Raw genomic sequence first — 12,713 nt, 5'->3', positions numbered from 1 at the left:
CGGGATAAAATACCATTACTAATTTCAACTTTCATTGCCCCTAATCGTTTCATCACGCTGAGACGTTGCCATGCGCACAAAAGCGACCGGACGCCACTTATGCAGCATCCGATCGCTTTGCTTTTCATTATGGGAAGAAACACCAGCCATATCTGGATCTGTCGGCTCTAGATAAAGCTTCGCGCTATTAACCGCTAAGACGGCGTCATTAAAAGCTCCTGGGGGCTGAGGAGGCGGACGAGCTTCAGGCTAAGTGGTCGAAAAATATTTCTTATCGGCTGAAACCTTTTTCCTACGGCGTGCATCTTACATGTGCACAGGAGGTGAGAGAAACTTGGAAAACAAAGATCGACTAGCCGTGTGGATCGACCTTTACACGAAGCGTCTGGTCAGAATCGCTTACACGTATGTCAGGGATTGGACGGCCGCCGAGGACATGGTGCAAAACGCTTTTATCAAAGCATACCGCTCGATGGACACTCTTCTCAAGCCGGATCCTTTTCCATGGCTCGTCCAAATTGTAATTAACGAATGCAAGCAAGCCAAACGTAAACATTGGCGAGAAGTAATTACGAACCTTTTTCAGGAAAGACAAGACGACAGCGCGGAGAAGTCGTATTTCAACCGTTCCGACTTGAGTGAGCTGCACGAGGCCGTACTAGCGCTCCCGAGCCGCTACAGCGCGCCGATCGTATTGTACTATTTCGAGGAACTTCCGATTGCGGATATCGCGTCGGCGCTCAATACGAATGTCGGCACGATCAAAACTAGGCTCAAAAGAGGCCGCGAGCAATTACGGCTTAGAATGAAGGAGGATAGATATGGAGGACAATCTCAAGCTTTCCAGAACGTATAACAAGCACGAGGTAGACGTTGAAAGAATGAAGAAACGCATATTCGAAGAAATCGATTCGGCACAGATTGGAACACGCCGTTCAAAACGACGCGCAAGCTTCCATGGTATTGCCGCCGCTTGTGTCGCGACTACGCTGTTGTTCTCGACCGCCGTATTGGTTTCGCCGTCATTTGCGGCCATAGCGAAGGAAATCCCAGTCATGTCCGCCGCCGTGCAATGGTTGGACGCGATTCGGGGATATGAAGGCGTAAAGAACGCGCAGAACTACGGGTATGAACCATTTAAACCGATCACCCAGCAAAAAGATGGCGTCACCATTCAAATCAGCGACATGTACCTTTCAAGCGACAAGCTGATGTATAAAGTGCTCTACTCTTCGGACGAAATTACGAAGCATGCATATCGGCTTGACGACGGTGGGTTGAGCATCGACAGTAAACAAGTTACCGAATATTCGGTTTCCGTCTCGGAGTTTGCTTCGGGCATCAGCATAGGGGGCCCCATTAATTCAAACATCGTAGAAGACGAAACTACGAAAAAGATCTTTTATGTCGAATCGGTGCGTTTCGATTTGGACTCCGAGAAGCTGAAGACGTTTCTCAAAAGCAAACCTACTGCTTTGCACGTGGATGTCGATGCATATTCCAAAGGTACCTCTCACACGAAATGGATGTCGTTCGTAATCCCCTTCAATCCCGACAAACTGGCACAAGACCGCTTGATCCCCTTGAGCCAGAACGTCGCAACTGAGCCGAAAGATCCGGATCTCGTCGCATTTACCTTAGACAAAATCAACATTACGCCGACCAATACCTATTTGACAATCGCCACCGAGAAGAACGCATCCTATTATGTCGAATTTGCTCAATTTGGCGACGAGGTACCTAACAATCCTTACTTAAAAGACGACAAAGGGAACATATATCCCCTTATGGTAGAAGAAATCGCGAATCAATACGGTCTGGATCCGGGGAATACCACGGATGGAAGCATCATGACGTTCACGAACTCCCCTTACTTTGATCCGAACGTATCGAAGCTGTATTTCCACGTCAACAACGTTCATATTCGAGATAAATCGCCGAGCGGCTCTGTTACTGTTTCAACAAAACAGAAGTTCCCACAATCGGTAAGCTTCAAAAACAAGTCGTTTACAATCGAAAACGCGAAATACGAGAAAGGGCTCCTTATACTGAAGCTCAAGAACGAGCGTCCGGAGACCGGCAGCTTATCGACCGTCCACTTCGACATCCCCGACTATCGCCAAGAGGTATATAAAGACAAAACCAAAAAGTATGCCGAACTAAGAAAATCTTATGCCGATTATCCGGGGACTATCGGAATCCCAGAGCTTGACGCGAAAGGTAAAACCTATACTTTGGCCGTTCGCGCCCCGCAGGCTGATAGTTATGAAATTAAACTGAGCCGAAGCAATGATCAGATCGAAATCAATAGAGACATTCTGATCCAGATCAAATAATCGAACGGTCGCGACTATGGTGGGAGCAAAAAGGTTCCGAAACAAAAAAAACGGGTGTTCCGATCAGCGCGGCAGAAATGCCGCGCGTCTCTTTTTTGCGGGAAATCTTGCATCCTCCCTTACCACAAATAGATATTGCTCTCTCCTAGCATATCTGTTATATAATATATATGACAGATATGCTGAACCTGTACGGATATAAGGAGAGATACTTATGTTCATCGAGCTGGATCTCCAATCGGAGACTCCGCTATACGAGCAATTAATCAACCAATTGATCGAAGGGATCGCATCGGGCGCATTGAAGCCGGGCGATCCGCTTCCATCCGTTAGGAATCTTGCCGAGAATCTTGGCATCAATCTACATACGGTCAACAAGTCGTACACCTTGCTGAAGCAGGAGGGTTTTCTGCAAGTGCACCGGAAGAAGGGGGTTATCGTTCAGCCGGACGCGATGCCGGGCGTGACGGCGGAATTCGAAGCCAAATTGTTCCGACAGCTTCGTTCGCTCGCGGCGGAAGCGGCTGTACGCGGAATGACGGAAGAAGCTTTTGTGAATCGATGCAAAAGGCTGTATGAGGACACCACTATGAAGCGCGGAGGGGACGGTCAATGATGATGAATGGAACCCTCATAGCGGCAACAAGCCTCTATTTTATTCAAGCGCTGTTGATCAGCGCACAAAATTTCTTCGGTCCTCGAACCTTGCTGTTTGGCGTATCGGTTCCGGCTACCGAGACGCAGGATCTCGCTGTCCGACGGATACGCGTTCAATATATATTTCTGATGGGGATAATCGTACTGGTTATGGCTGCCGCTTGCTTCTCATTGATTCGGTACCTGGGCAATGCGCACGCTTTGGTATACTTTTTGATCGCACTACTCCTTCAATTTCCGCTCTCCGGCATCGCAATCGCGATCTGCAGACAATCGGCGCTACGATTAAATGCAACCCGTGGTTGGCAAGTCCCCATCGAAAATAGAAGATCAGCCATCATCTCGAGCAGACGGTTTCGTTCCCCCGTGCTCGGCTTGCCATGGTTCGGTGCTCACTTGGCCGTTATCGTGGTTTGCGTCGTTATCGCCCTTGTGAAGTGGAACGATATCCCGGTTTATTTCGCCATACATCGGAACGCGGACAGAATGCCGGACTGGTATTCCTGGTATTCCACCAAATCCATCAGTTCCGTTTTCTACGAGAACTTTGGACAACTTATCGGAACCGGACTTTTTATGCTTCTGAACCTCATTGCCGCCAGAATAAGAACGTCTCTGGATCCGAATGACCCGGATGGTTCATTGCAAAAGCAAATCCAGTACAAGCGAATCAACTCTTTCGTGATATGGGGTATTTCGCTAGGTCTGACCGTATTCTTGGGGCTGTTCCAAGCGGGCAGGATCTATTCATTCAAATTGGACTTGTGGATCAATTTGACGTTCGCGCTCATGCTTACGGCCTATCTGTTGCTACTGGGCATGTTGGTTTATTCGAGGGCGAAGGGATTGGACCAACTACGAGATTTCTCTTCGCAGGAAAATCATCACTGGAAAATGACGGGGACATTCTACTGCAATCCTGATGATCCGGCGATCTTCGTTCCGAAACCTTACGGCATGGGCTGGACTGTCAATATAGCCAAACCGATGGGCCGGCTAACGATCTCTGCGATTGTGGGGATCCCTCTTCTGTTCTTGGTATGGGTATGGCTTCTGAGCAAGTAGAACTGGTCCGAGGGGAGAACGAATTCCGATGAATTTAGCCGTCAAGTTGATGCAAAAAATCAAAGACCGCGATACCCAGCATAAGCTGAAAGCCTATCGAGACAAAGCGGAGCTTATCAGGAAACGGGATTTGGAAGCATGGGACGAAAAGCGGCTGCTAGCGGAATCCCTCCGGCTGAAAAAGGAGGCAAAATCGGGTACGCCTTTGGACGAGCTGCTTGTCGATGCCTATGCGCTAGTCTGCGAGGCAGCGAAGAGAAAGCTCGGATTACGGCCTTACGATGTCCAGATCATGGCTGCCATCGCTCTGCACGAGGGATTTCTGATCGAGCAGCGTACCGGCGAAGGGAAGACGCTTGCGGCCGTTATGCCGGCTTATTTAAACGCGCTAACGGGCAAAGGCGTGCATGTCCTGACGTTTAACGATTATTTGGCGAACAGGGACGCGGAGTGGATGGGACCGATTTATCGGTTTCTCGGTCTATCGGCAGTCGCGGTTCAAGCGGGCATGAGCTTGGCCGAGAAAAAGCAAGCCTATTCGGCAGACATTACGTACGTGACGGCCAAAGAGGCGGGCTTTGATTATTTGCGCGACTCCATTGTGATGAATGCAGCCGACACCGTCCATCGGGCTTTTCATTATGTGATCGTCGACGAAGCGGATTCGCTGCTGCTCGACGAGGCGCGCGTGCCGCTCGTAATTGCTGGCGAAGCTGCAACTACTGGAAATGATGACACAAGGTTCGCGAATGTGGCCAAACAGTTGCATCACGAGGAGCATTTCGTTTTCGATGAGTTCAAGCGTAATGTCTACTTAACCGAGACGGGCTCCGAAAAGGTAGAATCGTTGTTACACTGCGGTAATTTGTACGAAGGCCATAACAGTCATTTGTTAACGTCCATCAATTGCGCTCTTCATGCAGATGCTCTATTAAAACGGGATATCGATTACATCGTACGCGACGGTAGAATCGAACTGATCGACGAATATACCGGACGTGTAGCGGAAAACCGACATTTGCCGGACGGACTTCAAGCAGCGCTGGAAGCGAAGGAAGGGCTTAAGTCGAAGGCCGGCGGCCAAATACTCGGCACGATCACGCTTCAGCATTTGCTGAGCTTATATCCGAAAATCAGCGGAATGACGGCTACCGCTCAAGCTTCGGCGATCGAATTCGAGGCTATTTATTCGCTGCAGGTGGTTCAAATTCCGCCCAATCGTCCTTGTATTCGAATCGATCACCCTCACAAAATCTACACCCACAAGGAAGCAAAGCTGAAAGCGTTGGTCGCCGAGATTGCGTCCGTCCATGCGACCGGAAGACCGATTCTGATCGGCACGTCGAGCGTTGAAGAGTCGGGCATATTGGCGGAGTGCCTTCGGCAAATCGGCGTGAATTGCCATGTGCTTAACGCGAAGAACGATTCGGAAGAAGCCGAAATCATTGCCAAAGCGGGAGAGATCGGCGCCGTAACGGTGTCCACGAACATGGCCGGGCGCGGCGTGGATATACGGCTTGGCGGCGGAGACCCGAAGCAAGCGGATGCCGTCGCGAAGCTTGGCGGTCTGTATGTCATAGGTACGCTCGCGAATGAAAGCATTCGAATCGACAATCAGCTGCGCGGTCGCGCAGGCCGGCAAGGAGATCCGGGAGCGTCCAGATTTTTCGTTACCTTAGAGGACGATTTAATTTTGCGTTTCGGCATCGACAAAGCGATCCCCTCCTCCTACAAGAAACGCAAACAGGACGAGCCGCTCGATGAAGCGATACTGCGCAATAAAATCGGCCACATTCAGCACGTGATCATGGGCCAAACTTTCCACATCCGCCAAGAGCTGAACCACTATTCGGATATGGTAGAGGAGCAAAGGCGTATCCTGTATCAAGATCGCCTCGCTATTTTGACCGGTGAAACGCCAATGAGCCCCTCGGAACAGCGCGTCAGATTATTTTATATCGACAAGTTTTGGGCCGAGCATCTCGCTTATGTTTCCTATATTCGTGAAGGCATTCATTTGGAAGGCCTTGCGAACCTTAATCCGATCGACGAGTTTCATGCGCGAATTATCCAGGCGTTCGAACAAATTCCGGCGAAAATAGAAAAGGAAACTTCGACAATGCTGGCAAGGCTCGGCAATTCGAACGATCCTTCCGAGTGGGAGCGGTTAGGCTTGAAAAGCCCTTCCTCGACATGGACGTATATCATAAACGATCAATATGCGGAAAAGGCTCTTCTAACCCCCGTCGCCGTGGGTCCCGACATTGCCGGTGCTATAACGCTGATCCTCAAACCTGTCTTCAAACCTTTCCTCAGCTGGCTTTTTAGAGCGCATCGTTGGCGGTAGACCCCCGTCCATTTTGACAAATAAAGCGCGAGAGTGGTAGATTCCATTTATACTAATTCTTTTGGGTGGGTCTATGAGAAAGAAATTACAAATTTACATATCGTCTACATTCGACGATCTTATTGAGGAAAGACATACCGCTGTTGAAGCTGTGCTTCAAGCCGGTCATATCCCTGCTGGAATCGAGCAATTTTTTAAGGAAAGTCCAATGACAATGAGGAAGAGATGGATCGACGAGTCCGATGTATATATCCTGATTCTCGGAGGGTTCTATGGGTTAACGCTTCCTGATGAATCCAAGAGCTATACGCATTGGGAATATGAGTATGCCGGAGAAACGGGCAAACCTAGATTTGCTTTTGTTGTCACAGATGAAGCATTAAGACAAAAGCCATACGACTTCACAGCCATTGAATACTATCGGAAGTTTCAAGATTTTAAGCAATCGGTCATGGAACAAATCCCTATCTATTATGTTGAAGATGTACGGCACATTAAAATGGTACTTCGCGATCAATTACCGGAGTATGCAGCAAGAGACGATTTGTATGGCTGGGTTTCCGGCAAGGCTGCCCCGGACGTTCAAAAGCTGTTGGAAGAGAATGCAAGATTAAAGGCGGAGTTGGAGAAAAAGAAATGAAAGTAATTTGGGGTATGGGATTCATACGTACAGAAGGCCGCCAAGTGCTCGGCGGCCTGTCCCGTGATTCAACAATTATATAGCGTTAGTTCAGTGAATTTCCTTTTCCATAATAAAACTTGCTCAGGAAGAGTTTCTCCTCTCCTTGTCTGACCGACATATATCCTACAGTAGGGGAGCAATTGTATGGCCGAGTGTTAGCGCACTCGGCCTTTCTATTGCCATTTTAAAATATCTAAAAGTAAATCTACCGATCCTTTATATTAATTACATATTTTTCATGGGTGTAGGTATATCGATGTGGTACCATTATCCTCTAATGAGGGCTTTAGCCCCACCTTAAGGAGGAGTATGGGTTGAGACGCAGCAGGAAAATCATCATGGCTTTACTAGCTCTAAATCTGGTATTCGGAACGTTGCTTTCCTCCGCTTTCGCAGCCGTCCCGCAGGATGCGCAGAAGCATTGGGCTTCAACGACGCTGCAGAAATGGGTCGAATCCGGACTGATCAAAGGGTATAAGGACGGCTCGGTCAAGCCAGACGTGCCGATCAAGCGCAGCGAATTCGTGGCGCTACTGAATCGCGCTCTGAAGTTGAGCGACGCCCAAAATAATCTTACTTTCGGCGACTTGCCGACAACAAATTGGGCTTACGGTGACTTCGCGATCGCCGTGAAAGCCGGGTACTTGCAAGGTACTGGCGGCAAAGCCTATCCGAACCGCTTGACGACTCGCCAGGAGGCGGCCGTCATGATCGCGAAAGCGTTCAAACTGGACTCGGTGGCTGGCGAGGACGTCTCCGTATTCAAGGATGCCGATCAGATCGCCTCCTGGAGTAAGGACGCGATCACGTCGTTAGCTACGAATAATGTGCTTAAAGGCGACACGAAAGGCAATTTGCGCCCGCAAGCTGCCATTACCCGCGCGGAAGCGGTCGTCGCGATTGATGCGGCCCTTGCTTTGAAACCCGCTGCAACGGCGAAAGTGTTCGATAAGGCCGGCGTATACGGCTCAACGGACAAGACAGAGACCATCGAAGGTGACGTGGTTATTGCTGCCGATAACGTCACGTTACAGAATATGGTCATCACGGGCAATCTAACCGTGTCGGCAAAAGTCGGGGACGGCGACGTGACGCTTAAGCACGTCACAGTCAAAGGTACGACGCATGTGAACGGCGGCGGCGAAAATTCTATTCACGTCGAAGATTCTGTATTACTTCGAGTTATCGTGGACAAAGCTTCCGGTAAAGTGCGCATCGTCGCGATCGGCGAGACCAAAGTCTACGACGTCATCGTCCAATCCGCGGTCAAATTGGAAGAATCGAACGTGACAGACAGCGGGTTCGCGAATGTCGAGTTGGCTAAAGATCTGCCGAAAGACGCAAGCGTCGATCTTATCGGAAAGTTTGAAGACGTTCGCGTACTGGCTGCTAACATCAAGATCAACATCCCGAGCGGTTCCGTCGACAATCTGGTTGTGGCGGACGGCGCAGCGAACAATACAATCAACGTGAGCAAGGAAGCGCAAGTACTCAAGCTCGTGCTGGACGCGGTGTCCAAGCTGATCGGCGATGGCAAGATCGAGAACGCGACGATCAACGAGAAGGCAAAAGGATCCGAGTTCGCGAACCAACCGGCTAACGTCGACGGTGATGGCAAAGACGGCATTAAAGTCTCGAAGCCAGTCAATCCAAATCCAGGTACAGGTCCCGTGACGAATCCGGGTACAGGCCCAGGGACGAATCCGGGCACAGGTTCCGAGCATTGCACCGGCAATGCCGCCAATACTGCCGAATGTGACAACGCGAGACTGAGCGCGGTATCCGTGACCAGCAGCGTGTACGACCAATTCCAGCTTGTCCAGCGGGACGGGAGCAAAAATATCTTTGGCACCGGCTTCAGCAGCGACGCCTTATATTATTCGGTCGGCGTACCGCGCAACATTGCCGAATCGGACGTCGCCGTCAGCGTGACAGCCGCCACTTATGCCAAGATTTCCTACTCATTGACTCAGAATGATGGCACTTACCGTTTCGGATTTTTGCAGAACGGCCAGAATACGATCAACGTGCATCTGAAACCGCTGGAGGACGCTCATCTTTTTATTTTCGTGACCAGCGGTAACGACAAGAGCACCAAGGTATACGAGATTCAATTCGTTTATGATCGCGATCTTCAAGAGGCATTTTACATTCAGAAAGACTTCTTTTACGGAGCGCCCTATCAATTGGTGAGCCAATCGCTGGAAGAAGGGGATGTCGTAACGGTCACGATTCCAGCTACCGATCATGCATCTCGGCAAGAGACCATTGTTACCGATACCGTTTATTACAATCGAGCGCTCATTCTGTTGAACGGATTCGAGCCTGCCCTTCCGCAAGGCAATCTGCACGTGACGGTCGTCCGCGAAGGCCGGTTGATCATGGACGGAGAGTATGCGTACGACTTAACCCCGGCCCAGGTCGTCACGAACGGTAATGGCATCGAGATCTCGCTGTGGACCAAAGCCGAGCTGACCGCTCATGATCAACAAAGCTATGACATGAACCGGTCCAACTATGGATACAAATTCCAATTTAACGCGCAAGCGATAGCGGCGAATCCGCAGTTGGCGAACGCCAAATATTTCAGCTTCAAGTGGAATAATATCGAGTATCAACACTCGACGCCGACCGCTTGGACGAAAGAAGCAGTGAAGTTCAGTTGGAATCGTTTCTGGGCCGTTCATGAGCTTGTAAGAATAGACCAATTTGTAAACAAGCCATATACCCATCTTTTTTTGGGTAGCGCTCCTATCGAAAAGGTCCATAACCAATTCATGTATGTATTCGCTTTTGACGCGAACAAACAATTGATTGGCTATTACGTTCATACCGTAAACTTCGACGCCGATCATGTCGGCAGCCACGTCACGCTGGTTCCGCCGCAACCTTAACGGAGAAAACTCAAAAACCCGAGAATAGGCGCTTTTCATAGGCGTTCGTTCTCGGGTTTCTGTTTTTTTGCGATGCCGTTGTCGTTGCATGACAGCAGTCGGCTATCATCAGGGGCCTATTTTGCAATTCCATATTTTGCCTTGTTGGACAGATCAGAGAGGTAGAAGGTTACGTTTTGACCAGGTGATGTCTCTCTTCCCATGGTAACCGGATTCCCATCGTACGAAATCCAATCGCTCCAGCTGTCCTCATATGTTATGACGTCAGATTATTATGACGCCTATGCTACAATAAGGTGACATAGGGGGAGTCCTTATTGAGTAAACAAAAAATCGTGATAATCGGCGCAGGAATTGTCGGGGCGTCCGTGGCCTATCATCTGGCCAAACAAAATCAAGATGTAACCGTTATTGAACGACACCCCGCCGCGGCACGTGAAGTCACGGAAAAATCGTTTGCCTGGATACATACGACGCATAGGGTGGCTCCCGAATACTGGCATTTGTACGATGCGGCTTGTGAAGAATATCATGCGCTTCAGCAAGACTTGTCCGAACTGCAAATTCATTGGCACGGGGCGCTGACTTGGGACAATCCGTCCCTAAGGGAGCAATTCCGTTTTCAAAAATTAAACCGGGAGCAGCTTGAGGCATTGGAACCGAATCTGAAGGAATATCCGGATGAAGCGATGTTTGTCAGCGAAGAAGGTGCGGTGGACCCGATAGGGTTAACGGATCTGTTGTTGAGCAGAGCGCGGGAGTACGGAGCAAAGGTTCAGTTCGGTACCAACGTTACACAGCTGCAGCAAGAAGATTCCTGCGTGGTCGGTGTTCACACGTCTAAGGGTTTTCTGGAGTCGGATGTCGTCATATTGGCCGCAGGTACAGGCATACCCGAACTTTGCAACCCATTAGGTTGTCCCGTGCCGGTAACGCCGTCGCCTGCCATTCTGATTCGGATGAAATCTGCGCATAAGCTGATACGCACATTAATCTCAAATGCGCAATTTGAAGCGCGTCAACCGACGGATCAAACGCTGCTTGCTGCGGAAGATTATATCGACGAGTCGGAGGAAAACGGGCCAGAGGCGGTCGGCAAGCGAGCGTTCGAGACGTTGCGTCGCAGTCTGGAGGGCGGAAATCAATTGGAACTGGAAAACATCCAGGTCGGGATGAGACCAATGCCTGAAGACGGCTATCCGATCGTGGGCTTCCATGATCACATAAAGGGACTTTATCTGACAGTGATGCATTCTGCAATAACGCTGGCGCCGCTGATTGCGCGACTAGCTGCAAGTGAAATAATCAATCGGGAATCAAGAAGCGAATTAGTCCCTTGTCGACTCTCCCGTTTTAAGAACAACACGAGGGATGACCCCACTGTTTCTCGCAAGTAAGGTTGTAAATCAAGTGGAATCGCATGCAAGTGCAAAGTGCCTTCGATACTCCTGGACACAAAGCAAAGGAGTACATCGTCACATGAGCGACGACGTACTCCTTGTCACAACCTGTATAACTGCTCCTCTTCCCCGCGTCGCCACCGGATTCTCGCGGCAGAGCCGGGAATCCGGCCGCATCTATACTGCGGCAATGGTTCCCGGCCTATATACGGACGAGATCGCATGCTTATTGCAGCACGATCGTGTCGCCCTTCTTCAAGCCTTCCAGCACTTCCGTCTTCTCGGGCGTCTCCATGCCGATCTTAATATCCCGACGCTCGAACTGTCCATTTCCTTTATCCACCATGACGTAATAGGAGTCCTTCTCCCGCATGACGGCAATCGTCGGCACGACCGTTACATCCTTCTTGCGTTCGGTTTCGATCTGCCCATTGAGGCTAAGGCCTGCGATCAAATATTCATTCGGTTCCAGTGCGATTACTACCTCGAACTGGGCCGCCTGTTCGATGTTGTTCTGATCGGTGCCGGTTTTGGCGAATTTCGATACGCGCAGCACCTTGCCCGACAGCTTCAAATCCTTCATCGCATTCATCTTCACTTGAACCTGCATATCCGGCTTGATGCGGAAGACATCCTGCTCGCCGACAAGCGCGATGAACTGCAGCTTGCTGAGGTCGACAATTTTGCCTATGTATTGGTTGTCACCAACCGCTTGCGGCCGCTTGCTCGACGTATCGTAGAGGAATATGCCCGCAGCTGGCGAGCGGTATTCCGACTTCCCAAGCAGAGTCTGCTTCTCCGCCAGCGTCTTGCGCTGGATCGACTTGGTTACATCGTTCAGCTCCTGTGTCAGCCGGCCGATCTCCTTCGTCGCGTGCGCCCGCTTTCGCTCTGTTTCCGTCGTGCCGATTGTCATGCCCTCTTCGTCCAGCTCCGACATGTATGCCTTGAGATTCGCTTCGAGATCCGCCTTGCGAAGGGCGGCTTCCTCTTGGGAGATTTCATTCTGCAGCGCCGTCTGATCAAGCTTGAACAGAACGTCCCCTTTCTTGACCTGCTGCCCGTCCTCCACGTTCCAACTCATAACCTTCGAGCTGAATGGCGCGTAAACAAAGGTTTCCTGCTCATACAGCGACTTGCCCTTTACTTCAATCGTATTGACAAGCGTCTCGGTCGTCACCTCGAACGTAATCGCTTGCGAGGCTTCCATCGGATCCATCGGCTTTGCCGGCCGAGATATCGAATATAAGGCGTAACTGATCCCAACTAGGACAAGCCCGATGACGAGCCATTTTATTCTCTTCTTCATCTCTTCTACCCCTTCTATCTAAT

Annotated in this window: 9 protein-coding genes and 1 pseudogene; 8 read left to right on the top strand and 2 right to left on the bottom strand. The window is 50.2% G+C overall.

The features are described from left to right. Window positions 1-24 precede the first annotated feature (24 nt). Window positions 25-219, bottom strand: a pseudogene (locus FPZ45_RS25810) (hypothetical protein); the annotation flags it as partial. Between the two features lie 115 nt (window positions 220-334). On the opposite strand from FPZ45_RS25810, the gene FPZ45_RS20345 reads away from it, so the two are divergent. From FPZ45_RS20345 to FPZ45_RS20310, 8 genes are all read left to right on the top strand, one after another. Further along, complete coding sequence (locus FPZ45_RS20345; protein ID WP_186438485.1) at window positions 335-856, top strand: RNA polymerase sigma factor; 522 nt, start codon at window positions 335-337, stop codon at window positions 854-856. Further along, the gene (locus FPZ45_RS20340) at window positions 822-2,336 is read left to right on the top strand and encodes a DUF4179 domain-containing protein (RefSeq protein WP_144705939.1); all 1,515 of its coding nucleotides are present in this window, start codon (window positions 822-824) and stop codon (window positions 2,334-2,336) included. Before FPZ45_RS20345 ends, FPZ45_RS20340 begins: the two co-directional genes overlap by 35 nt. A gap of 214 nt (window positions 2,337-2,550) precedes the next feature. Continuing rightward, window positions 2,551-2,952: a GntR family transcriptional regulator gene (locus FPZ45_RS20335; RefSeq protein WP_144705937.1), complete on the top strand. Its 402-nt coding sequence runs from the start codon at window positions 2,551-2,553 to the stop codon at window positions 2,950-2,952. Then, window positions 2,949-4,058, top strand: coding sequence for a DUF5808 domain-containing protein (locus FPZ45_RS20330; RefSeq protein WP_144705935.1), 1,110 nt, complete (start codon window positions 2,949-2,951; stop codon window positions 4,056-4,058). The genes FPZ45_RS20335 and FPZ45_RS20330 overlap by 4 nt, the downstream gene beginning before the upstream one ends. Before the next feature lie 28 nt (window positions 4,059-4,086). Beyond that, window positions 4,087-6,405 carry a preprotein translocase subunit SecA gene (locus tag FPZ45_RS20325; protein WP_144705933.1) on the top strand — a complete coding sequence of 773 codons (2,319 nt, stop codon included), beginning with the start codon at window positions 4,087-4,089 and terminating at the stop codon, window positions 6,403-6,405. Window positions 6,406-6,478: 73 nt separating this feature from the next. After that, entirely contained in the window at window positions 6,479-7,045 is a 567-nt protein-coding gene (locus FPZ45_RS20320; RefSeq protein WP_144705931.1) for a DUF4062 domain-containing protein, read from the top strand. Between the two features lie 356 nt (window positions 7,046-7,401). Then, window positions 7,402-9,981 (top strand): S-layer homology domain-containing protein, encoded by a 2,580-nt coding sequence (locus FPZ45_RS20315; protein WP_144705929.1) that lies wholly within the window; start codon window positions 7,402-7,404, stop codon window positions 9,979-9,981. A gap of 317 nt (window positions 9,982-10,298) precedes the next feature. Further along, complete coding sequence (locus FPZ45_RS20310) at window positions 10,299-11,378, top strand: NAD(P)/FAD-dependent oxidoreductase (protein ID WP_144705927.1); 1,080 nt, start codon at window positions 10,299-10,301, stop codon at window positions 11,376-11,378. 229 nt (window positions 11,379-11,607) lie between these two features. On the opposite strand, the gene FPZ45_RS20305 is transcribed toward FPZ45_RS20310, so the two are convergent. Continuing rightward, window positions 11,608-12,690 (bottom strand): efflux RND transporter periplasmic adaptor subunit, encoded by a 1,083-nt coding sequence (locus tag FPZ45_RS20305; protein WP_144705924.1) that lies wholly within the window; start codon window positions 12,688-12,690, stop codon window positions 11,608-11,610. Between the last annotated feature and the right edge of the window lie 23 nt (window positions 12,691-12,713).

This window comes from Cohnella terricola (genome assembly GCF_007786475.1).
Lineage (GTDB): Bacteria > Bacillota > Bacilli > Paenibacillales > Paenibacillaceae > Cohnella > Cohnella terricola.
This window is presented reverse-complemented; position numbering and strand designations above follow the sequence as displayed.